Origin of the sequence: Micromonospora sp. NPDC005171, from assembly GCF_040608575.1 — a bacterium.
Lineage (GTDB): Bacteria > Actinomycetota > Actinomycetes > Mycobacteriales > Micromonosporaceae > Micromonospora.
Genome location: NZ_JBEXIM010000031.1, coordinates 1 through 21444 on the forward strand (window position 1 = coordinate 1; position 21444 = coordinate 21444).

A 21444-nucleotide genomic window follows, 5' to 3' on the forward strand; every position below is an offset into this window, starting at 1 on the left:
CTCAACGACCGCCCCCGCATGACCCTGAACTGGGCCACCCCCGGTGAGAAAATGACCCAGCTCCTCGGTGTTGCAACCACCGGTTGAGCCCGCCCTGCGAACGGAAACTGTCCAAGATTGCCGCAACTGCCGGCGGTCCTCTAGGGGTGGTCCCGGGGGACGATTTCGGTGGCTGTCCCGGATTCGGCTGGGGTGGCTGCGGCGACAGGCTGAGGCATGCCTGTTTCCCGGAGTACCGGCCTGCTGGCGCTGGGCGGGATCGCCCTGGCGGCGCTGCTCACCGTGATCGGCCACCTCGAAGTCAACGACGACCTCAACCCGTGGGCGTTGACCATCAGCGACTTCGCGGTCTCCGACCGGGGCGGCGTCATCGACGTCGCCATGGTGGTGCTCGCGCTCGCCACCGTGGCGCTGCTGTACGGGCTGCGCCGCACCGCGCCGACACGGCCCGGCCGGGCAGCCGAACTGCTGCTCGTAGCGTGGGCGACCGGGCTGCTGCTGGCCGCGGTGGTGCCGACGAACGAACCGGGCACCGCCATGACCACAGCGGCCTACGTGCACCGGTACGCCTCGGTGATCGCCTTTCTGGCACTGCCGGCGGCCGGTTGGCTGCTCGCCAGCCGGTCCGACCTGGCGCCGGTCGCCCGGACGCTACGCACCCTCGTCCTGCTGAGCCTGACCCTGGCGGCGGCGATGATCTGGTCCGCCTACCCCGGCGACCGTCTGCTGATCGGCCTGGCCGAGCGGCTGCTCATCCTCACCGAGGTGGCGGTGCTGGCAACCGTCGCGCTGACCCAGACCCGCGCGGCCGTCGATCATGGAGTGGTGGCAGCCCATCAAACGGGCATAGCGGCGTGAACCGCCCACCACCACTCCATGATCGACGAGAAGGGTGCTGCTACTCCAGCTCGTGCAGCATGAGCTGGCGCGCCGCCTCGGTGATCGAGCCGGACAGCGACGGGTAGATGGTGATGGTCTGCGCCAGCTCGTTGACGGTGAGGTTGTTCTCCACCGCCATGGTGATGGGCAGGATCAGCTCGCTGGCCTTCGGAGCGACCACCACACCACCGATCACCTGACCGCTGGCCGGCCGGCAGAACAGCTTCACGAAACCGTCGGAGAGGTCGTCCATCTTGGCCCGGGCGTTGCCGGACAGCGGCAGCATCACCTGCCGGGCCGGCACCTTGCCCGCGTCCACCTCATCCTGTGAGACACCAACCGTGGCCAGCTCCGGGTCGGTGAAGACATTCGCCGCGACGGTACGCAGCCGCAGCGGGCGAACCGCCTCGCCGAGCGCGTGCCACATGGCGATCCGGCCCTGCATGGCGGCGACACTGGCCAGCAGCAGCACACCGGTGCAGTCGCCGGCGGCGTAGATGCCGGGCACGTTGGTCCGGGAAGCCCGGTCGACGGTCACGTAACCGCCCCGGCCCAGCTCCACCCCGTACTCGGCCAGGCCCAGGTTGGCCGTGTTCGGGATCGAACCGACGGTGATCAGCGCGTGCGAGCCGGTCACCTTACGGCCGTCGGAGAGTTCCACCTCCACCCCGTCGGCGGTACGCCGGACCGCGTCCGCCCGGGAGTTGTTGAGGATCTCCATGCCCCGGTTGCGGAACACCCGCTCGATGGCGGAGGCGGCGTCGGCATCCTCGTGGGGCATCACCCGGTCCCGGCTGGAGACCAGGGTCACCTCGACCCCCATCGCCAGGTACGCGCTGGCGAACTCCGCGCCGGTCACGCCGGACCCGACCACGATCAGGTGCTCGGGCAGCTCCGGCAGGTCGTACACCTGTCGCCAGGTCAGGATGCGCTCACCGTCCGGTACGGCGGTGGGCAGCTGGCGGGGAGTCGAGCCGGTGGCCACCAGCACGGTGGACGCGTCGATCGAATACTCCTCGCCACCGTCGGCGGGGGTGACGACGACCCGGTGGGTGTGCCCGAGGGAATCCTCGCCGAGCCGGGCGGTGCCGGCCACGAAGGTGACCCCCGCCTTGAGCAGCTTGGCGTGGATGTCGGCGGACTGCGCCAGGGCCAACCGCTTGACCCGCTCGTGCACCGCACTGGCGTCGACGGTGACCGCCTCCAGGCCGTCCGAGTGCACCCCGAACTCCTCCGTGTCGCGGTATCCGGTGACCACCCCGGAGCTGGCGATGAAGGTCTTCGACGGTACGCAGTCGGAAAGGACGCAGGCGCCACCGGCGCCGTCGGCCTCCACCACTGTGACATCGGCGTCCAGCTGGGCGGCGACCAGAGCCGCCTCGTACCCGGCCGGCCCCCCACCGATGATCACGATCCGGCTCACAGCGTTCGCCCTTCGTCCATGCTCACAGTGACTTTCTTCTCCCGAGCGCATTCGACACGCACTGTCGTATTCTCCCCCACCCGTCGGCCGGGCTATCGTCATCGCCGTGCGTCATCACGCCGCCTACGGCTCAAATCTCGACCCCGCCCGGATGCGCGCCTACTGTCCGCATTCGCCGATGGTGGGCACCGGCTGGCTGGAGGGCTGGCGGCTGACCTTCGCCGGAGCCGACGTGATCGGCTGGGAGGGTGCGGTGAGCACCCTCGTCGAGTCTCCCGGCGACCGGGTCTTCGTGGCGCTCTACGACATCCACCCGTACGACGCTGGCCAACTCGACGAGATCGAGGGGGTGACCGCCGGCACGTACCGCAAGCTGCACGTCCGGGTCTCCACCCTCGACGGCGACGTGACCGCGTGGATCTACGTCTTCAACGGGTACGAGGGTGGCCTGCCGACCTCGTGGTACCTGTCGGAGATCGCAAACGCCGCCGAGAAGGCGGGCGCCCCGGACGACTACGTCACCGAGCTGCGGGCCCGCCCCACCGGCACCGCGTCGGCGTAGCAGCGCGTATCGCACGCCCCCAGTCTGCTACCGCCGTCGACCGGAGCGCCGGTCGGGCTGGACCGGGGTCGTCAATCACACACCGGCCGCCGGGACGGAAAGCTCGTACATGTCGGTCCAGTGGGTCTCCCGCAGGCCCACCGACCGGTAGAGCGACACCGGGGCGGTCGGGTTGGTGAGGTCGACGCCCAGCCCGGCCGCCCGCCGTCCCTTCTCGGCGTACCTGGCGAAGGCGCGGCGCAGCAGCGCCGCACCCACCCCCCGGCGCCGGTACGCGGCCAGCACCGACAGGCTCTTCACCCAGCCCGACTGCTGGTCGAGCGCCTGATCCGAGGACTGCAACGCGCCGACCGGCACCCCGTCCACCTCGGCGACGAACCACTCGTCCCAGGCGGTCAGGTCGCCGATCCGGGCGCGCCACCGCTCGTACGACAACGGCTCGTGGTCCGGGGTGTCGCCGAAGGCGGCCTCGTAGATCCGGTGGAACTCCACCAGGTCGGCCTCGTCGTCTGGGCGGACCGGTCGGACCGTCACGGCAGGCGTCCCGGCCGGGTCGTCGGGCAGGTCGTCCAACGGCCGGCTCATCCGGACGTACCGCTTGACGAGGGCGAGCCCGAGCCGGCGCAGGGCAAGCTCCCAGTCACGTTCCGGTGCGAAGACCGCGCAGCGGACGGTGAGCGACGGCAACCCCCGCTCGGCAGCGCGCTCGGCGACCCGGTCCAGTTGGCGGACCAGCAACGGCGCGCGGACGGTGGCGCCCCGTACCGGATCGACGTAGACCTCCACAAACTCCCGACCCACCCCGGTCGGGTTGTCCACCGTCGCCCAGCCGACCACTGTGTCGTCCGGGTCGATGGCCAGCCAGGAGTCCCGGGTCGGGTCGAAGCAGGGGGCGGTCAGCGACGCCTCGACATCCTCGGCGTCGAAGTCGGGATGGCCGATGGCGAAGGTGTCCGCGGCGTGCACCACCGCGAGGATCGCTGGCACGTCGTCGAGGGTGGGCCGGCGCGTCGTCCAACCAGCGGGAAGGGTCACGGCAGGACATCCTGGCAGCCGATCGGCTCGGCCGCCGCCCATTTTCTGCCCGGCGGGAGGCTCAGCTCTCTGGCCGGCGAAAGGCTCAGCTCTCTGGCCGGCGGGAGGCTCAGCCGAGGTCGGCCCGGGTGCGGTGCAGCAACTCCACGAACTCCGCGCCGTCAGCGGGACCGAGAGCAGTGAACGCCGACGCGGCCAACCGGTTGGTCACCGCCTCCGCCCACAGCCGGCGACGCACCAGCGGCCCGATCGGCGGGTACGGCGGCGGCCAGCCGCAGGCCACCGCCCCCGCCTCACCCTCCGGCCCGGCCAGCACCGCCTCCAGCGGGGTCATCCCGGCGGCGCGTACCGCCAGCAGGTAGGCGCCGGTGAAGTGTTCCCGGAGCAGCCGCAGCCCGGCGGCGCTGCGGGCCCCGGGAGAGAGATCCGGCAGCGGCATGGCCCGCCACGCGGCGAAGAGCGGCATCCCACTGGCCTCGGCCGCCACCACGGCCCGCTCGACGAGCGCCGACAGGCGCTCGGTGCCGGGCAGGGGGCCGAGCTGCTGCGCTCCCCACCGGCAGCATTCGGCGAGGCTCGCGGCGGCCACCTCGAACGGCGGGACGACCCGGGCGGCAGCGTCCCAACCGTCGGCGACCGCGTCCGGGGCGAGGAACCCGAGGGCGGCGGCAGCCGTCTCGGCCCGCACACCGCCGAGCGCGCCGGCCCGGCCGCTGATGTAGAAGGCCCAGCCGGAGATGCCGAGCAGTCGGGCCCGGCGCAACGTGGTCGGGTCCCGGCTGAAGGCGTCGCCCAGGTCGAGCACGACGGGCTTGCTGGCGGCCGCGACCTGCTCCGGAGTCACCGCGGGGCCCCGCTCGGGCAACCCGACCCGCCGACCACGACCACGACCCGACCCGGGGCCACCCGCCGTGCGCGGCCCACATACTCGTCGTCGTCCATCGATGGTCAGTCTGCCGCGCCACCGCCCGCGTCCGCATTCCCCTCTTCGGCCGCCAGTGCCTCGACCGCCGCCTCGACCTCACCGGCGCGCCGCCGGGCCACGGTGACCGCCCGCTCGGCGGCCCGCCGGGCGAGCTTGGCCCGACTGAGATCCTGCTCGGCGACCGCGCGCCGCCGCTCCAGCTCGGCCAGCTCGGCCTCAAGACCATCGAGTACGGCCGCACCGTCGCGTTCCTGCCCGGTCGCCTCGGTCAGCTCGGCCTCGGCCCGCTCCTGGTCGGCCTGGGCCTTCGCCAACTCCCGGTCCAGGGCCCGACGTTGCCGGGCCCGCTCGGCTCGGGCCGCCCGCTGCGCAGCCCGTTCGGCCTGCTCGGCTCGCTCGGCCGCCCGGTCCGGGCGAGGCGCCGCCTCCGGACGGCCCCGCTGGGCGCTGGGTCGGCGGGCCGGCCGTTCCTGCTCGCGTTCCTCGTCCTCGCCGGTGACCAGCCGCAGCTGTGGCCGGGGCACCTCACCGAAGCCGGCGTAGCTGGCCGCCCGGAGCAGGCGGCCCGCCCGCACCTGCTCGGCGACCTCGACGTCGGAGAACGCCGCGTTCAGCGTCGCCTCCACCTCGGCCAGCGGTAGCCGGCTCGCCGGTGGCGCGTCCGGCTCGGCCGCGGCGAGCTTGCGGACCTCGGCGACCAGTGCGCTGACCACCGCCCGGCGCTGCGCGGACAGCTCCCGCAGTCGAGGCCCGCGCAGCTCCCGCTGGGCGGATCGCAGGGCGTCGGCGAGCTGCACCAGATCGGCCACCAGCTCCGGGCGTCGGATCGCGAGCAGGTTGACCAACCAGGCGGCCACCGTCGGGCGACGCAGCCGGGCCAGTTCCCGGGCGGTGGTCGGGTCGCCGGCCCGGCGGGCCTCGGCCACGGCGGCGTCGCGGGCGGCCACGAACCGGTCCGGTGGGGTGCGGTAGAGCTGCTGCACCAGCTCCGCGGAGAGGCCGGGCATCGGGTCAGACGTCGACCCGGCTACCGGGCTCCAGTCGCTGGTATTCGGTGCCGGACAGCGCGGCGTACTGCCTGTCGAGCACGGCCAGCCCCTTGTCGTTGAGCAACGCGTCGTGCGCGGCGTACGCGCGCCGCGGCGCGACCGCGCGGATGAAGTCGACCACCTCGGAGAACTTCGACCAGGGGGCGTGGATCGGCGCGAAGAGCGTGTCGACGGGGGTCTCGTCGGGCACCACCAACGAGTCGCCCGGGTGGTAGACCACATCGTTGATCAGGTAGCCGAGGTTGTCGATCACCGGGATGTCCGGGTGGATCACGGCGTGCCGTCCCCCGTACGCGCGCACGGCCACTCCGGCGGCGGTGAACGACTCACCGACGCTGACCGGGCGCAGTGCGTCGGCCGCGTCGCCCAGGGCCTCGGCGAGGGAGGTGGGCCCGTGGATCGGGAACGGCCGTCGGTCGAGCTGGAGGCGCACCGCCGCCAGGTCGAGGTGATCGGGGTGTTCGTGGGTGATCAACACCGCGTCCGCACCGTCCAGCGCCGTCGCGGGGTCGCTGAACACCCCGGGATCGACGACCAGCACTCCCCCGTCGTGTTCCACCCGAAGGCAGGAGTGGGCGTACTTGGTGAGTCGCATTGTGACTCCTCGATTATCGAATCGTGACGTCCTCAGCGCAGTCTGCCGGAACCAGCCGGCGTGCGCGTCGCGTCCGAGCTATCGCCACACCGGTTGACGACGATGGGAGCGGGGATGGACGGACAGGTGGGACGACGCCGCAGTGCGCTGCTGGCGGCGACAGCACTGGCGGCGGCGCTCGCGTTGACGGGATGCGGTGCCGGCGACAGCGGCGCGCAGGACACCGCTGGTTCGGCAGCCGAGGCGCCGGCGGCAAAGGGCGGCGAGGCGGGCCGGGACGCCGCCGCGGGCGCACCGGAGGGGGCCGGCGCCGGAGCACCGGACCTGCGGGTCGACCAGCGGGCGATCATCTACACCGGAACGATGCGGGTGCAGGTGGACAATGTGGACTCGGCCGCCCGCCAGGCCACTGCGTTGGCCACCCGGGCCGGCGGCTTCGTCGGCGGCGACCAGCGGCGCAGTGCCGACGTCGACGCGGTGGCGGAGTTGGAGCTGCGGGTGCCGGCGACGAAGTTCACCGACGTGGTGGACGAGATCGCGAAACTCGGTCGGCAGCAGAGCCGGGAGATCGACACTCAGGACGTCACCGAGGAGACCGTCGACCTGGACGCCCGGATCGCCAGTCAGCGGGCCCGGGTGGAGAGCGCCCGCCGGTTGCTGGCCCGAGCCACCTCGATCACCGACCTGGTGTCGCTGGAGAACGAGTTGGGTCGCCGGGAGGCCGACCTGGCCTCGCTGGAGGCCAAGAAGCGACGCCTGGCCGATCTGGCCGCCCTCTCCACGATCACCGTGTCGTTGGCGGGGCCGAAGGCGACGGCCACCGAGAAGAAGGCCGAGACCGGCTTCCTGGTCGGGCTCAGGGGCGGTTGGAAGGCGTTCGTCGTCTCGATGACCGTCCTGCTCACGGTGCTGGGCGCGTTGCTGCCCTGGCTGGTGGCGCTCGGCGTACCGCTGGCGGTGCTGCTGGTGGTGCTGCGCCGGCGACGCAAGGCCCCCGCTCTGGTCGCGCCGGTCAGCGGGCCGCCGCCAGTGCCCGCAGCGCGGTCTGCACCATGACGCGGACGCCGACCGGGATGGCCCGCTCGTCCACGTCGAAGCTCGCGCGGTGCAGGTCGACGTTGGGGCCGGAGCGACCCACACCGAGCCGGGCGAGGGCGCCGGGGACGTACTCCAGGTACCAGGAGAAGTCCTCACCGCCCATGCTCTGCGGTGTCTCGGCGATCCCGTCCGGGCCGAGTGCGGCGGCGGTGGCGGCGGTCAGCACCTGGATGGCGTGGGAGTCGTTGCACACCGGCGGCCGGCCGCGCAGGTATTCCAGGTCGACAGTGGCGCCGGTCGGCGCGATCACGTCCCGCACCACCTGAGCGACGATCTTGGGAGCCTGCTCCCAGGTGTCGCGGTCCATCACCCGGAGGGTGCCGGAGGCGCTCGCCTCCGACGGGATGACGTTGTAGCGGGTGCCGGCCGAGGCGTGGCCGAAGACCAACAGCAGGCCGCTGTTGGCCGGCACCCGGCGACTGACCAGGGCGGGCACCTCGGTGATCAGTCGACCGAGCGCGTCGACCATGTCGACGGTCAGGTGCGGGCGGGCGGTGTGACCGCCTGGGCCGGAGAGCCGGACGGTCACGTTGTCGGCGGCCGCGGTGATCGGGCCGACCCGCAGGCCGACCTGGCCCACCGGCAGGTTCGGGTCGCAGTGCAGCGCGAAGATCTGCACCACGTCGTCCAGGCCGCCGGCCTCGATGACCTCCAGCGAACCGCAGGGCAGGATCTCCTCGGCCGGCTGGAAGATGAGCCGGACCCGGCCGTCCAGCTCGCCGAGGTCGGCGAGCTGGGCCAGCAGCATGCCGACGCCGAGCAGGATCGAGGTGTGCACGTCATGCCCGCAGGCGTGGCAGACGCCCTCCACGGTCGACCGGTACGGGACGTCCTTGGGGTCGTCCAGCGGCAGGGCGTCGATGTCGGCGCGCAGCGCCACGACCGGGCCGTCCGGCCTGCCGTTGACGTCGCAGATCACGCCGTTGCCCTTGGGCAGCAGGCGCGGGTTCAACCCGGCCAGCGACAGCTCCCGGGCGATCAGCGCGGCCGTCTCGAACTCGTTGCCGGAGAGCTCAGGGTGCGAGTGGAGGTGACGGCGCGTAGCGATCAACCCCGGCACCCGGAGCGCGAGAAGGTGGTCCAGCTCGCGGGGCAGAGGTTGGGATCCCGGTGGCGTCTCCGGCCAGGACGACGCCAGCTGGCCACTCGTGGGCAGCGTCAACGCACTCGTCACGTCGAATTCTCGATCACTAGGAATGGATGGATCATCGGGGACAGCAGACAGCCTAGACCTCCGACGGTGACGCTGCGCAACCTCGTTACGGTAATGATCGGAGCGCACAGAGTCACGTATGCCCTGCTGAGGGCGCTCCTCAAGGCGGGGGACAGCAGGTAGATCACGGTCGAACGCCGTCATCAGCCCCTCACCTCCTACAACGCGTAACCGATCGCGGCGGTCACGAATCCCGGCGCCAGTCGGAGCACCGTTGCCAAATTGTCGCATTAGTCGGGGTGGTGAACTGACACTCCGACAATTAGCCGACCACACTCAGCAACGAGCCGGATAAGGACGCTCACACGCACCCACACCCCGTGGGCGCACACGGTGTGCGTCCCGGCTCAACCCGCCGGGTACCCGCTGCGACCCCCGGACACACCGCGCCCGGAGGGCCGCAGCCGCGATCGGGCGCTCAGAAGCGGTCGGTGGGCCGGTACAACCCCCACACCTCACGCAGCGTCCCGCAGACCTCACCCACTGTCGCCCGGGCCCGCAGCGCCTCCTTCATCGGGTACAGCACGTTGTCAGTGCCCTCGGCAGCGGCGCGAAGATCGGCGAGCGCCCGCGCCACAGCGTCGGCGTCCCGCTCGGAGCGCAGCCGGGCCAGCCGGTCGGCCTGGGCCGCCTCGATCGTCGGGTCGACCCGCAGCGGCTCGTACGGCTCCTCCTCGTCCACGGTGAACCGGTTGAGCCCGACCACCACCCGCTCCCCCGAGTCGATCTCCTGGGCGATCCGGTACGCGGACTGCTCGATCTCCCGCTTCTGGAACCCGGCCTCGATCGCGTCCACCGCCGAGCCGTGGTCGGCCACCCGCTCCATCAACTCGACGGCGGCGGCCTCGATCTCGGCTGTCATCGCCTCCACCACGTACGAGCCGGCGAACGGGTCGACGGTGGCGGTCAGGTCCGTCTCGTAGGCCAGCACCTGCTGGGTACGCAACGCGAGCCGGGCCGCCTTCTCGGTGGGCAGCGCGATCGCCTCGTCGAAGCTGTTGGTGTGCAGCGACTGGGTGCCGCCGAGCACGGCGGCCAACCCCTGCACCGCCACCCGGACCAGGTTCACCTCCGGCTGCTGCGCGGTGAGCTGCACGCCGGCGGTCTGGGTGTGGAACCGCAGCATCATCGACTTCGGGTCCTTGGCGCCGAAGTCGTCACGCATCAGGCGGGCCCAGATCCGCCGGGCCGCGCGGAACTTCGCCACCTCCTCCAGCAGCGTGGTGCGGGCCACGAAGAAGAACGACAGCCGGGGCGCGAAGTCGTCGACGGCGAGCCCGGCGGCCAGCGCCGCCCGCACGTACTCCACGCCGTTGGCCAGGGTGAACGCGATCTCCTGCGCGGGCGTCGCGCCGGCCTCGGCCATGTGGTAGCCGGAGATGGAGATGGTGTTCCACTTCGGCACCTCCTTGCGGCAGTACGCGAACGTGTCGGCCACCAGGCGCAGCGAGGGCTTCGGCGGGAAGATGTACGTCCCCCGGGCGATGTACTCCTTGAGGATGTCGTTCTGGATGGTGCCGTTGAGCGCCGCGCCCGGCACCCCGTTCTCCTCGGCGACGAGTTGGTAGAGCAGCAGCAGCACCGAGCCGGGCGCGTTGATGGTCATCGAGGTGGACACCTTGTCCAGTGGGATGTCGGCGAAGAGCAGCCGCATGTCCTCGATGGAGTCGATCGCGACGCCCACCTTGCCGACCTCGCCGTGCGCGATCGGCTCGTCCGAGTCGTAGCCCATCTGCGTCGGCAGGTCGAACGCGACCGAGAGGCCCATCGTGCCGGCCCGCAACAACTGGTGGTACCGCGCGTTGGACTCGGTGGCAGTGCCGAAGCCGGCGTACTGGCGCATCGTCCACGGGCGGGAGGTGTACATGGTGGGGTAGACACCCCGGGTGTACGGGAACTCGCCCGGGCTGCCGAGCCGGGAGTCCAGGTCCTCCGGAAGGTCGGCCTCCGTGTAGACGCCGTTGATCAGGAAACCGGACTCACTTGACCGCCGTTGGTTCATCCCCGGATGGTAGGACGCCTGGCCACGTCGTCGGGTGAGGGATACCGCACAGTGCGTCCCGAGCCGTCGACTCCTGGTGAACGACAGGGCACGTTCTGTCGACTTCGATAAACGTCCGTCGCGTCGGCTTTCGCATCGGGCGTCGGAACCAGCAAGATAGGGGGGTTGTGTCCCAGCCCCCCTCGATTTCCCCCGGTGGCTTTTCTGTGACTCAGATCCCGACGTGGAGCGGCGGACCAGTTAGTCCCGCCAACGGACGAGCGGCGCCCGGCACCGCCATTGGTGGCCGGTACTCGCTGCGGTCCTCGGTGGGCAACGGCGGCATGGGCACGGTGTGGCGCGCCACAGACACCCTGCTGCGCCGTGACGTGGCGGTGAAGGAGGTTGTGCTCCCCCCGGGGCTGGCCCCCAGCGACCGTGACGCAATGTACGAGCGCACCCTGCGCGAGGCCCGCGCCGCCGCCGCCATCCAGCACCCCGCTGTGGTGCAGGTGTACGACGTGGTCACCGAGGCCGGTCGCCCGTGGATCGTGATGGAGCTGTTGGACGCCCGCAGCCTCGCCGACATGGTGATCGAGGACGGGCCGGTCGCCCCCCGCGCCGTCGCCAAGATCGGCATCGCGCTGCTCGGCGCGCTGGAGGTCGCGCACGCGATCGGCGTGCTGCACCGCGACGTCAAACCCGCCAACGTGCTGATCTGCACCGACGGGCGCTGCGTGCTGACCGACTTCGGGGTCGCCCGGATGCCCACCGACGTGCAGCTCACCACCCCCGGCATGGTGCTCGGCTCGCCGCACTTCATCTCCCCCGAGCGGGCCATGGGCCAGGAGTTCGGCCCGCCCAGCGACCTCTTCTCGCTGGGTGTGACGCTCTACACAGCGGTGGAGGGGCGGCCCCCGTTCGACAAGGGCGACCCGATCGAGACCATGCACGCCGTGGTGGAGGACCCGCCCGCCCCGCCGCAGCGCAGCGGCCCGCTGACCCGGGTGCTGATGGGCCTGCTGGAGAAGGACCCGGCGCGCCGACTCGACGTGCACACCTCCCGGGCCATGCTGCGCGAGCTGCTCGCCGGCCCGCTGGGCAGCACGGCGACGGCGGTGCACTCGGTCACCGACCCGTACGCCGTGGTGCCGGTGCAGCAGCGTCCCGTTCCCGTCCTCCCGCCGGCCCAGCCGGAGCCGAAGCCGGACAGCCAGATCGGTGGCCCGGCGATGCTGGCCCCGGGTGAGTCGCTGACCGACCGGCTGGCCGCGCTTCGCCGGGGCGAGCGCCCCCAGGCGGCCCGCCCCGCCGGCACCACCGGCGGGCTCGACGAGACCAGCGCCGACGCGTTGGCCGGCCCACTGCACACGCCGACCGGCGCGATGCCGGCACCTGGCCGACCGGCGGCCGGGCGCACCTACGGCGGCAACGCGGACGCCACCCAGCGGGTGGACGCCGGCGGGCACCCGGACGCCACCCAGCGAGTCAGCTACGGCAGCCCGGCCGATGCCACCCAGCAGGTCGGGTACGGCGGCGCACCGGAAGCCACCCAGCGCATCGGCGGCACCTACGGCGGCGGCAACCAGTGGTCGGTGCCGGGCACCGGCCAGCCCTGGGCCACCGCGCCCGCCGCGTCGGGTGGCAGCGCGCTGGACAAGGTCCGGGCCACCGGTGGTCAGCTCGTCACCACGGTCAAGGGCTGGCCGCGCAAGGTGCAGCTCGCCGCGGCCGGCGGGTTGGTCGTGGTGCTGCTGCTCACCGCTGTGGCGCTCTCCGGCGGCGAGGACGCCCCGCCGAGCACCCCGGCGGCGCAGCCCAGCGCGTCCGCCCCGGCGACCCCCACGATCGAGATGCAGGAGCACACGGCCCGCGGGATCCAGGTCATGGTGCCGAAGGGCTGGAAGAAGGCCACCGGCGGCTCGTACACCGACTACATCGACCCGGCGGACAGCGGCCGCAAGGTCCGCATCATCACCGAGAAGTGGACCAGCAGCTCCACCCGGTGGGCCGAGACGGCCGAGAACGGCCTCAAGACCCGGAGCACCTCCTGCGTCAAGCCGTACAACCAGGTCTCCTCCACCGAGACCGAGCTGGCCAGCAAGCCGGCCGCCGAATTCGAGTACACCTGCGGCGAGGGTGACACGATGCGGCACGGCGTCTGGCGGGGCGTGGCACAGGACGGCAAGGCGTACTCGTTCTACCTCACCGCCACGGACGCCAAGTTCGCGGAGAGCAAGCCGATCTTCGACGAGATGGCGCGGACGTTCCAGCTCACCGGGAACGGCTGAGCCGGAGGGAACCCACAGGGGTGATCCGCCGCCGTGCTATCAAGGGGCATGGCGGCGGACACCACTGACATCGACGACATTCGCGAGCAAGCCCGGCGCTGGCTGGCCGACGACCCCGACCCGGCCAGCCGGGACGAGCTGACGGCGGTGCTCGACGGGCTGCCGGCGAGCGCCCCGGAGCTGGCCGACCGGTTCGCCGGCCCGCTGACCTTCGGCACGGCGGGCCTACGCGGCCCGCTGCGCGCCGGCCCGAACGGCATGAACCTCGCCGTTGTCACCCAGGCCGCTGCCGGCCTGGTCACCTGGCTCGCGGCCCAGGGCGGCACCGGCCCGCTGGTGATCGGGTACGACGCCCGGCACGGCTCCCGGGAGTTCGCCGAGCGCACCGCCCAGGTGGCCACCGGCGCCGGCCGCCCCGCGCTGCTGCTGCCCCGCCCGCTGCCCACCCCGGTGCTGGCGTACGCCGTGCGGCACCTCGGCGGCGTCGCCGGGGTGATGGTCACTGCCAGCCACAACCCTCCGCAGGACAACGGCTACAAGGTCTACCTGGGCGCGGAGCTGGGCGGCGAGTTCGGGGCCGGCGCGCAGATCGTGCCACCCGCCGACGCCGGCATCGAGGCGGCCATCCGATCGGTCGGACCGCTGACCCGGGTGCCGCTGGGCGAACCCGGTCAGGTGCTCGGCGACGACCTGGTCGCGTCGTACGTCGAACGGGCCACCGCGGTGATCGACCCGGACGGGCCACGCGACCTGACTGTGGCGTACACCCCGCTGCACGGGGTGGGCGCGGCGGTGCTCACCGCCGCCTTCGCCAGCGCCGGCTTCCCGACCCCCGGGGTGGTGCCCGACCAGGCCGAACCGGACCCGGCGTTTCCCACCGTGTCGTTCCCGAACCCGGAGGAGCCGGGTGCGGTGGACCGGCTGATCGCGCTGGCCGACTCCACCGGCGCGGACCTCGCCATCGCCAACGACCCGGACGCCGACCGCTGCGCGGTGGTGGTGCGGGACGGCGGCGGCTGGCGGATGCTGCGCGGCGACGAGGTGGGCGTCCTGCTCGCCGACCACCTGATGCGCCGGGGGGTGACCGGGCTCTACGCCACCACAATCGTGTCGTCGTCACTGCTGCGGGCGATGTGCGCGGCCCGGGGCCTGCCGTACGACGAGACGCTTACCGGCTTCAAGTGGATCGTGCGGGCCGGCGGCGGGAGCGCGCCGCTGGTCTTCGGCTACGAGGAGGCGCTCGGCTACTGCGTCGCCCCGGAGCACGTCCGGGACAAGGACGGCATCACCGCCGCGCTGACCGTGGCCGAGCTGGCCGCCGGCCTCAAGACGCAGGGTCGCACGCTTACCGACCGGCTGGACGAGTTGGCCGCCGAGTTCGGCGTGCACCACACCGACCAGCTCTCCGTCCGGGTGGACGACCTGCGGGTCATCGTCGACGCGATGGCCCGGATCCGGGCGGAGACCCCGGCCACCCTGCTCGGGCAGCCGGTGGACAGCGTCCGGGACCTGCTGCCGGAGTCGGACGTGGTGATCCTGCGAACCGGGGTGGCCCGGGTGGTGATCCGCCCGTCCGGCACCGAGCCGAAGCTCAAGGCGTACCTCGAGGTGGTGGAATCGGTCGTGGACGGTGACGTGCGGACGGCCCGCAGCGCTGCGGCGTCGGCCGTGGCCGCGCTCCGCGCCGAGGTCAGCGCCGCCCTCGGCATCTGAGCACCGGAGCAGCGGCTTCCTGGTCGACCCGGCCCGGCCGGGCGCGCTCCACCAACAACACGACCGTCCTTTGCTCTGCACCCGCGGAAGGCTCTGCACCCGCGGAAGCGCCATGCGGCTGCCGGTGGGTGGCGCCTCGGCGGGTGCAGAGCAAAGGACGCGTCGAGCGCGGTCGACCCGACGGTCAGCGGCGCGGGCCGAGGGCCTGGTCGACGGCCACGGCCAGGGCGGCGACGACCAGGCCGACCGACGGGCGGACCACCGAGTCGTCGGTGCTCACCTCGCCGGAGAACCCGGCGCCGGTGGCGATCTCCGTCAACCGGCGGCGGGCGTCGGCGGCGGCCTCGCCGCTCACCCCGAGCGCGGACTCCATCCGGAGCACCACGACCAGGGTGGCCAGCGCGGCGGTCCGCTCGTCCGGGGCTGCCGCGCCGGTCAGCGCCTCGGCCAGCCGCTGGCGGGTCTCCGCCTCGACGGAGGTGTCCACGACCGGGTAACGGTGCACGTGGATGAAGCCCAGCTCGGTCTCGTCGATGTCCCGGACGACGCCCTGCCGGCACAGGTCGGCGAGGATCCGGTCGCGCAGGCCGTGTCGCAGACGCTGCACCCACGACGCCGGGGTGTGCGGGGTGTCGGCGGCGATCCGGCTGAGGACGTCGTCGCTGAACGGCTCGCCGGTCGGCGTCGGGTCGATCACCGTCAGGGACCCGTCGGCGTACGCGATCCGGCCGGCCAGGGCCAGCTCGACCAGCACCGCGGCGGCCATACCCAGATCCAGGCTGATCCGCGGCATGGTCGCCTTGCCGGTCGTGTCGTCGTAGGCGAGGAGCAGCAACTCCTCGGCGAGCGCAACACCAGTCATGGCCGGAGACGGTAGCGGGTTCGCGCACCCCGCGCACGGACCCGCCGGACCCGGCACCGACCGGGTATCGCCTCAGAAGCGGGGCATGCCACCGAACTGGCGGTCACCGGCGTCGCCGAGCCCGGGGACGATGAACATGCGGTCGTTCAGCCCCTCGTCGATCGAGGCCGTGACCAGGCGCAACGGCAGGCCGGAGCGCTCCAGCCGCTCGATGCCGACCGGGGCGGCGAGCACACAGAGCACCGTGATGTCGGTGCAACCGCGGTCGGCCAGCAGCTGGCAGCAGTGCTCCAGCGAACCGCCGGTGGCCAGCATCGGGTCGAGCACCAGCACCGGCAGCCCGGCCAGGTCGCGCGGCAGCGACTCCATGTACGCGCGGGGCTCGTAGGTCGCTTCGTCCCGGGCCAGGCCCACGAAACCCATCGAGGACTCGGGCAGCAGGCCCAGCGCGGCGTCCGCCATGCCCAGCCCGGCGCGCAGCACCGGGACCAGCAGCGGCGGGTTGGCCAGCCGGGTGCCCTCGGTGCCGGTGACCGGCGTCTGCACCGGGTACCGCTCGACGGGGAAGGAGCGCGCCGCCTCGTACACCAGCATGGTGGTCAGTTCGTGCAGCGCCGCCCGGAACGTCGAGGAATCGGTGCGCGCGTCCCGCATGGCGGTCAACCTGGACTGGGCCAGCGGGTGGTCAATGACGTGTACGTCCACGATCGCTCAACCTACCGGTCCGTAGCGCGCGGCGGTGCGGGTGCGGTCGGACCAGCGACGCCGCTCACGTCGAAGCGTCACCGAGCGCTCGTGAGCAAGATCACTCGGCGGTCCGGTGCGTAGACTTCTCGGCATGACGGCGACAACGACGTCGGCCCGGTCGGAGCTCTCCGAGCTGGGACGATCCGAGACCGCTCTGCGGACCTTCCTGCACGGCCTGCCCGGCGTGGACCAGGTCGGCGCGGAGCAGCGGGCGGCACAGCTCGGCACCCGCTCCATCAAGACCACCGCCAAGGCCCAGGCGATCGACCTGGCGATCCGGATGGTCGACCTGACCACCCTGGAAGGGGCGGACACCCCGGGCAAGGTGCGCGCGCTCGCCGCGAAGGCGCTGCGTCCGGACCCGGCCGACCCGTCCTGCCCGCACGTCGGCGCGGTCTGCGTCTACCCGGCGATGGTCCCGCACGTGGCCGAGGTGCTGCGCGGATCGGACGTGCACCTGGCCAGCGTGGCGACCGCGTTCCCGTCGGGACAGGCGCCGTTGGAGATCAAACTGGCCGACACCCGGGCCGCCGTCGCGGCCGGCGCCGACGAGATCGACATGGTGATCAACCGGGGTGCGTTCCTGGCCGGGCGGTACAAGGAGGTCTACGACGAGATCGTGGCCACCAAGGAAGCCTCCGGGGATGCCCACCTCAAGGTGATCCTGGAGACCGGCGAGCTGGCCACCTACGACAACGTCCGGCGGGCCTCCTGGCTGGCCATGCTGGCCGGCGGTGACTTCATCAAGACCTCCACCGGCAAGGTCCCGGTCGCGGCGACGATGCCGGTGACTCTGGTGATGCTGGAAGCGGTCCGCGACTTCCGCGACGCGACCGGGCGGCAGGTGGGCGTGAAGCCCGCCGGTGGCATCAAGACCACCAAGGACGCCATCAAGTACCTGGTGATGGTCAACGAGACCGTCGGCCCGGACTGGCTCGACCCGGACTGGTTCCGCTTCGGCGCGTCCAGCCTGCTCAACGACCTGCTGATGCAGCGCACCAAGCTGACGACCGGCGTCTACTCCGGTCCCGACTACTTCACCCTGGACTGATAGCCGATGTTCGAATACGCCCCCGCCCCGGAGTCCCGCTCGGTGGTGGACCTCAAACCCTCGTACGGGCTGTTCATCGACGGCACGTTCGTCGACCCGACCGACGGTGGCAGCTTCAAGTCGATCAACCCCGCCTCCGAGGAGGTGCTGGCCGAGATCGCCGAGGCCGGCGCCCAGGACGTGGAACGCGCGGTGCGCGCCGCCCGCACGGCGTACGACAAGGTCTGGGGTCCGATGCCGGGCCGGGACCGGGCGAAGTACCTGTACCGGATCGCCCGGCTCATCCAGGAGCGCTCCCGCGAACTGGCCGTCCTGGAATCGCTCGACAACGGCAAGCCGATCCGCGAGTCCCGCGACGTCGACCTGCCGCTGGTCGCCGCGCACTTCTTCTACTACGCGGGCTGGGCCGACAAGCTGGAGCACGCGGGCTTCGGCCCGAACCCGCGACCCATCGGCGTGGCCGCGCAGGTCATCCCGTGGAACTTCCCGCTGCTCATGCTCGCCTGGAAGATCGCCCCGGCGCTCGCCGCAGGCAACACGGTGGTGCTGAAGCCGGCCGAGACCACCCCGCTGACCGCGCTGCTCTTCGCCGAGATCTGCCAGCAGGCCGAACTGCCGGCCGGAGTGGTCAACATCGTCACCGGCGCCGGCGACACCGGTCGGGCGCTGGTCGAGCACGCCGGCGTGGACAAGGTCGCGTTCACCGGCTCCACCGAGGTCGGCCGGGCCATCGCCCGGTCCGTCGCCGGCACCCGCAAGAAGCTCACCCTTGAGCTGGGCGGCAAGGCCGCCAACATCGTCTTCGACGACGCGCCCATCGACCAGGCCGTCGAGGGCATCGTCAACGGCATCTTCTTCAACCAGGGGCACGTCTGCTGCGCCGGCTCCCGGCTGCTGGTCCAGGAGAACGTGGCCGACCGGGTGCTGGAGTCGCTGAAGCGACGGATGGCTCAGCTCCGGGTCGGCGACCCACTGGACAAGAACACCGACGTCGGCGCGATCAACTCCGCCGCCCAGTTGGAGCGGATCCGCGAACTGTCCGACGCCGGCTCCGCCGAGGGCGCCGAGCGCTGGTCACCGCCGTGCGACCTGCCCGACCGGGGCTTCTGGTTCGCGCCGACCATCTTCACCGGCGTCACCCAGGCACACCGGATCGCCCGCGAGGAGATCTTCGGCCCGGTGCTGTCGGTGCTCACCTTCCGCACCCCGGCCGAGGCCGTGGAGAAGGCCAACAACACGCCGTACGGGCTGTCGGCGGGGATCTGGACCGACAAGGGCTCCCGGATCCTGTGGATGGCCGACCGGCTGCGCGCCGGCGTCGTCTGGGCCAACACCTTCAACAAGTTCGACCCCACCTCGCCGTTCGGTGGGTACAAGGAGTCGGGCTACGGTCGCGAGGGCGGCCGGCACGGGCTGGAGGGCTACCTCAATGTCTGAGCGGGTCGCGGTACGCAAGACGTACAAGCTCTTCATCGGCGGGAAGTTCCCGCGCAGCGAGTCGGGACGGTCGTATCTCGTGCAGTCCTCGAATGTGTCACTGGCCTCCCGCAAGGACGCCCGGGACGCGGTGGTCGCCGCCCGCGCCGCCGTCAAGGGCTGGGCCGGCGCGACCGCGTACAACAGGGGTCAGATCCTCTACCGGGCCGCCGAGATGCTGGAGGGCCGCCGCGAGCAGTTCGTCGCACTGGGCATCCCCGGCGACGAGGTGGACGCCGCTGTCGACCGCTGGGTCTGGTACGCCGGCTGGGCCGACAAGCTGGCCCAGGTGTACGGGGGCGCCAACCCGGTCGCCGGCCCGTACTTCAACATCTCCGCGCCCGAGCCGACGGGCGTGGTCGCTGTGGTCGCCCCGGAACGCCCGGCGCTGCTCGGCCTGGTCAGCGTGATCGCCCCGGCGATCGTCACCGGCAACACGGTGGTGGTGGCGGCCTCCCCGAGTGAGCCGCTGGCGGCGGTGACGCTGGCCGAGGTGCTGGCCACCTCCGACCTGCCCGGCGGTGTGGTCAACATCCTCACCGGCGCGATCACCGAGACCGCGCCGACGCTGGCCGCGCACATGGACGTCAACGCGATCGACCTGACCGGGGTCACCGACACCGCGCTCGCCACCGACCTGGAGGTCAAGGCGGCGGAGAACCTCAAGCGGGTGCTCCGACCGGCTCCGGGCGAGCACGACTGGACCGCCGACCCGGGGGTGGCGCCGATGACCGCGCTGTTGGAGACGAAGACGGTGTGGCATCCCAAGGGGGTGTGATCGTTTCTCGGCTTTCTGGTTTTCCGGGGGAGCCCGCCCACTCCGGGCGGTCAGGCTTGATCCCTGCGTGGGCGGGCTCCCCCGGAAAACCTGACGTGGCCTCGGCCCGTCGGGTGGGTCAGCTCACGGGTTATGCCTTGGGATGGGTTGCCGGTCGGCGGGGTCTTGCGGGCCGTGGCCGGCTGCGCTGCCTCGGGGGTCTACTACCGGGGGTAGGATTGCGGTGTGACTCGGTTGGGCGATCTTGAGCGTGCGGTGATGGACGTGCTGTGGGACGTGGTTCCCGGCACGTCGGACGGGGTGACCGTGCGCGAGGTGGCCGACGCGCTCGATGGCCGCGAGCTGGCGTACACCACTGTGATGACAGTGCTGGACCGGCTCGCCGGCAAGGGCATGGTGCAGCGGGAGCGGGAGGGTCGGGCCTGGCGGTACCGGCCGGCCGCCAGCCGTGAGGCGCACATCGCCCAACTCATGCTCGACGCCCTCGACCTGGGCGGCAGCCGGGACGCCGCGCTGGTGCGATTCGCCCGCTCGGTGACCGGCACCGAGGCCGAAGTGCTGCGGGCGGCCCTGGGCAGCGAGGCCGGCCTGCCCGGTCCGGGCTCCACCGGCCGCGACGCGGGCGGGGCCGACGCCCTGACCGATCGGGTGGACGGGCCGGCGGGCCGACGACCCGCCGGCGAGGCTGCGGAGCGGTAGGGCGCACGCCATGGCCTACGCCGTGCACTTCGCCGCCACGATGCTGGCCTGCTATCTGACCGCCCAGGTGTTGGCCCGCTCCACCTGGACGTGGCGCAGCCCCCGGGTGGCGATCGTCTGCTGGCAGGCCGTCGGGTTGGCGCTGGGCCTCTCCGCGATGGGCCTGCCGATGGCGCTCGGGTTGAGCGCGTACGACCGGCCGACCGGTAGCGCCCTGCTCGCCCTGGCCAACGACCTCGCCCACGGCGCCCTGCCGATCGGGGTGGGCACCTTCCACCTGGCCGGCGTCGGCGTGGGCTTCGGCATCGGGGCGGTGCTGGTCACGACGACCGTGCGCAGCATCCACGGCACCGTACGCGCCCAGCGGCGGCACCGGGACCTGCTCTCCCTGGTCGCCCGGGACGACCCGGCCGCGCCGGGCGCGCTGGTGCTGGATCATCCGAGCGCCGCCGCGTACTGCCTGCCGGGTGTGAAGCCGCAGGTGGTGGTCAGCGCCGGCACCCTGAGCCTGTTGGACCGGGCCGAGTTGGCCGCGGTCCTCAGTCACGAGCGTGCGCACGCCAACGAGCGGCACGACCTGGTGCTGCTGCCCTTCACCGCGCTGTGCCGGGCGCTGCCGTGGTTCGGCTGGGTCCGCGACGCGCACGAGCGGGTCGCCCTGCTCGTCGAGATGCGCGCCGACGACAAGGCCCGCGAGCTGCACGCCGACGCCCCGCTGGCGGGGGCGCTACGCCGGTTCGCCGCCGCCGGGCACCGGATCACCCCGGCCGGCGCGCTCGGCATGGGCGACCGGGATATCGATGTACGGGTGCAGCGCCTGCTGATCAGCGACCGGCCGCCCCGGGTGCTCGGTGCCACCGCCCTCGCCGTCGCCACCACCCTGGTCGCCCTCCCGGTCACCCTCTTCCTGAACTAACGCCCACCGGGCACCGCTGAGCCACGCGGCAGCCTCGCGTGCGTCCGCCCCCCGCGCAAGATCGCACTCGATCCAGGATCGAGGGGCATCCCGGGGCCGCGAGGCCACTACATCCAGGATCGAGTGCGATCTCCCTCTACTACTACGTGAC

19 protein-coding genes are annotated in these 21444 nt (G+C 72.3%); 10 read left to right on the forward strand and 9 right to left on the reverse strand.

The window, feature by feature from the left end; all coding sequences use genetic code 11:
• The first annotated feature begins 216 nt into the window (after positions 1-216).
• Positions 217-858, forward strand: coding sequence for a DUF998 domain-containing protein (locus ABZU74_RS26220; protein ID WP_355428920.1), 642 nt, complete (start codon positions 217-219; stop codon positions 856-858).
• A gap of 40 nt (positions 859-898) precedes the next feature.
• Here the strand turns inward: ABZU74_RS26220 and ABZU74_RS26225 are convergent, their stop codons facing one another.
• Positions 899-2302, reverse strand: coding sequence for an NAD(P)H-quinone dehydrogenase (locus ABZU74_RS26225; protein ID WP_355428923.1), 1404 nt, complete (start codon positions 2300-2302; stop codon positions 899-901).
• Positions 2303-2408: 106 nt separating this feature from the next.
• Here ABZU74_RS26225 and ABZU74_RS26230 point away from each other — a divergent pair, with 106 nt between their 5' ends.
• On the forward strand, positions 2409-2864 hold the full coding sequence (locus ABZU74_RS26230) for a gamma-glutamylcyclotransferase (RefSeq protein WP_112588201.1): 456 nt from the start codon (positions 2409-2411) through the stop codon (positions 2862-2864).
• 75 nt (positions 2865-2939) lie between these two features.
• On the opposite strand, the gene ABZU74_RS26235 is transcribed toward ABZU74_RS26230, so the two are convergent.
• The 4 genes from ABZU74_RS26235 to ABZU74_RS26250 form a co-directional block, all read right to left on the reverse strand.
• Positions 2940-3899, reverse strand: coding sequence for a GNAT family N-acetyltransferase (locus tag ABZU74_RS26235; RefSeq protein WP_355428926.1), 960 nt, complete (start codon positions 3897-3899; stop codon positions 2940-2942).
• A 109-nt stretch (positions 3900-4008) separates the two neighbouring features.
• The gene (locus ABZU74_RS26240; RefSeq protein WP_355428929.1) at positions 4009-4743 is read right to left on the reverse strand and encodes a hypothetical protein; all 735 of its coding nucleotides are present in this window, start codon (positions 4741-4743) and stop codon (positions 4009-4011) included.
• Between the two features lie 104 nt (positions 4744-4847).
• Positions 4848-5831, reverse strand: a complete 984-nt coding sequence (locus ABZU74_RS26245; RefSeq protein ID WP_355428932.1) for a hypothetical protein — start codon at positions 5829-5831, stop codon at positions 4848-4850.
• A gap of 4 nt (positions 5832-5835) precedes the next feature.
• The gene (locus tag ABZU74_RS26250) at positions 5836-6468 is read right to left on the reverse strand and encodes an MBL fold metallo-hydrolase (RefSeq protein ID WP_355428935.1); all 633 of its coding nucleotides are present in this window, start codon (positions 6466-6468) and stop codon (positions 5836-5838) included.
• A 93-nt stretch (positions 6469-6561) separates the two neighbouring features.
• Between ABZU74_RS26250 and ABZU74_RS26255 the strand changes: the two genes are divergently transcribed.
• Positions 6562-7524, forward strand: a complete 963-nt coding sequence (locus ABZU74_RS26255; RefSeq protein ID WP_355428938.1) for a DUF4349 domain-containing protein — start codon at positions 6562-6564, stop codon at positions 7522-7524.
• Here the strand turns inward: ABZU74_RS26255 and ABZU74_RS26260 are convergent.
• Together ABZU74_RS26260 and ABZU74_RS26265 are read right to left on the reverse strand one after the other, a co-directional pair.
• Positions 7481-8740, reverse strand: coding sequence for an amidohydrolase (locus ABZU74_RS26260; RefSeq protein WP_355428941.1), 1260 nt, complete (start codon positions 8738-8740; stop codon positions 7481-7483). The genes ABZU74_RS26255 and ABZU74_RS26260 overlap by 44 nt on opposite strands.
• A gap of 457 nt (positions 8741-9197) precedes the next feature.
• Positions 9198-10781, reverse strand: a complete 1584-nt coding sequence (locus tag ABZU74_RS26265) for a methylmalonyl-CoA mutase family protein (RefSeq protein WP_355428944.1) — start codon at positions 10779-10781, stop codon at positions 9198-9200.
• Between the two features lie 206 nt (positions 10782-10987).
• Here ABZU74_RS26265 and ABZU74_RS26270 point away from each other — a divergent pair, with 206 nt between their 5' ends.
• A complete protein-coding gene (locus tag ABZU74_RS26270) occupies positions 10988-13051 on the forward strand; it encodes a protein kinase (RefSeq protein WP_355428947.1) in 2064 nt (687 codons plus the stop codon).
• 48 nt (positions 13052-13099) lie between these two features.
• Entirely contained in the window at positions 13100-14764 is a 1665-nt protein-coding gene (locus ABZU74_RS26275) for a phospho-sugar mutase (protein ID WP_355428950.1), read from the forward strand.
• A gap of 184 nt (positions 14765-14948) precedes the next feature.
• Here the strand turns inward: ABZU74_RS26275 and ABZU74_RS26280 are convergent, their stop codons facing one another.
• Both ABZU74_RS26280 and upp read right to left on the reverse strand, forming a co-directional pair.
• Positions 14949-15626, reverse strand: a complete 678-nt coding sequence (locus ABZU74_RS26280; protein ID WP_355428953.1) for a GPP34 family phosphoprotein — start codon at positions 15624-15626, stop codon at positions 14949-14951.
• 72 nt (positions 15627-15698) lie between these two features.
• Positions 15699-16331: a uracil phosphoribosyltransferase gene (gene upp, locus ABZU74_RS26285; protein ID WP_109819875.1), complete on the reverse strand. Its 633-nt coding sequence runs from the start codon at positions 16329-16331 to the stop codon at positions 15699-15701.
• A 133-nt stretch (positions 16332-16464) separates the two neighbouring features.
• On the opposite strand from upp, the gene deoC reads away from it, so the two are divergent.
• The 5 genes from deoC to ABZU74_RS26310 all read left to right on the forward strand — a co-directional run bounded on the left by deoC (position 16465) and on the right by ABZU74_RS26310 (position 21293).
• Positions 16465-17424 (forward strand): deoxyribose-phosphate aldolase, encoded by a 960-nt coding sequence (gene deoC / locus ABZU74_RS26290; protein ID WP_355428956.1) that lies wholly within the window; start codon positions 16465-16467, stop codon positions 17422-17424.
• Between the two features lie 6 nt (positions 17425-17430).
• Entirely contained in the window at positions 17431-18861 is a 1431-nt protein-coding gene (locus tag ABZU74_RS26295; protein WP_355428959.1) for an aldehyde dehydrogenase family protein, read from the forward strand.
• Positions 18854-19678, forward strand: coding sequence for an aldehyde dehydrogenase family protein (locus ABZU74_RS26300; RefSeq protein WP_355428962.1), 825 nt, complete (start codon positions 18854-18856; stop codon positions 19676-19678). The genes ABZU74_RS26295 and ABZU74_RS26300 overlap by 8 nt, the downstream gene beginning before the upstream one ends.
• Before the next feature lie 225 nt (positions 19679-19903).
• Positions 19904-20377, forward strand: a complete 474-nt coding sequence (locus ABZU74_RS26305) for a BlaI/MecI/CopY family transcriptional regulator (RefSeq protein WP_355428964.1) — start codon at positions 19904-19906, stop codon at positions 20375-20377.
• A 10-nt stretch (positions 20378-20387) separates the two neighbouring features.
• On the forward strand, positions 20388-21293 hold the full coding sequence (locus ABZU74_RS26310; protein ID WP_355428967.1) for a M56 family metallopeptidase: 906 nt from the start codon (positions 20388-20390) through the stop codon (positions 21291-21293).
• The last annotated feature ends 151 nt before the right edge of the window (positions 21294-21444 follow it).

What these genes read in the sequence shown, in the direction of transcription:
- ABZU74_RS26220 (WP_355428920.1), top strand. Translation starts at nt 217, where the DNA reads ATGCCTGTTTCCCGGAGTACCGGCCTGCTGGCGCTGGGCGGGATCGCC.
- ABZU74_RS26245 (WP_355428932.1), bottom strand. Translation starts at nt 5,831, where the DNA reads ATGCCCGGCCTCTCCGCGGAGCTGGTGCAGCAGCTCTACCGCACCCCA.
- ABZU74_RS26250 (WP_355428935.1), bottom strand. Translation starts at nt 6,468, where the DNA reads ATGCGACTCACCAAGTACGCCCACTCCTGCCTTCGGGTGGAACACGAC.
- ABZU74_RS26265 (WP_355428944.1), bottom strand. Translation starts at nt 10,781, where the DNA reads ATGAACCAACGGCGGTCAAGTGAGTCCGGTTTCCTGATCAACGGCGTC.
- ABZU74_RS26275 (WP_355428950.1), top strand. Translation starts at nt 13,100, where the DNA reads ATGGCGGCGGACACCACTGACATCGACGACATTCGCGAGCAAGCCCGG.
- ABZU74_RS26280 (WP_355428953.1), bottom strand. Translation starts at nt 15,626, where the DNA reads ATGACTGGTGTTGCGCTCGCCGAGGAGTTGCTGCTCCTCGCCTACGAC.
- deoC (WP_355428956.1), top strand. Translation starts at nt 16,465, where the DNA reads ATGACGGCGACAACGACGTCGGCCCGGTCGGAGCTCTCCGAGCTGGGA.
- ABZU74_RS26295 (WP_355428959.1), top strand. Translation starts at nt 17,431, where the DNA reads ATGTTCGAATACGCCCCCGCCCCGGAGTCCCGCTCGGTGGTGGACCTC.
- ABZU74_RS26300 (WP_355428962.1), top strand. Translation starts at nt 18,854, where the DNA reads ATGTCTGAGCGGGTCGCGGTACGCAAGACGTACAAGCTCTTCATCGGC.
- ABZU74_RS26310 (WP_355428967.1), top strand. Translation starts at nt 20,388, where the DNA reads ATGGCCTACGCCGTGCACTTCGCCGCCACGATGCTGGCCTGCTATCTG.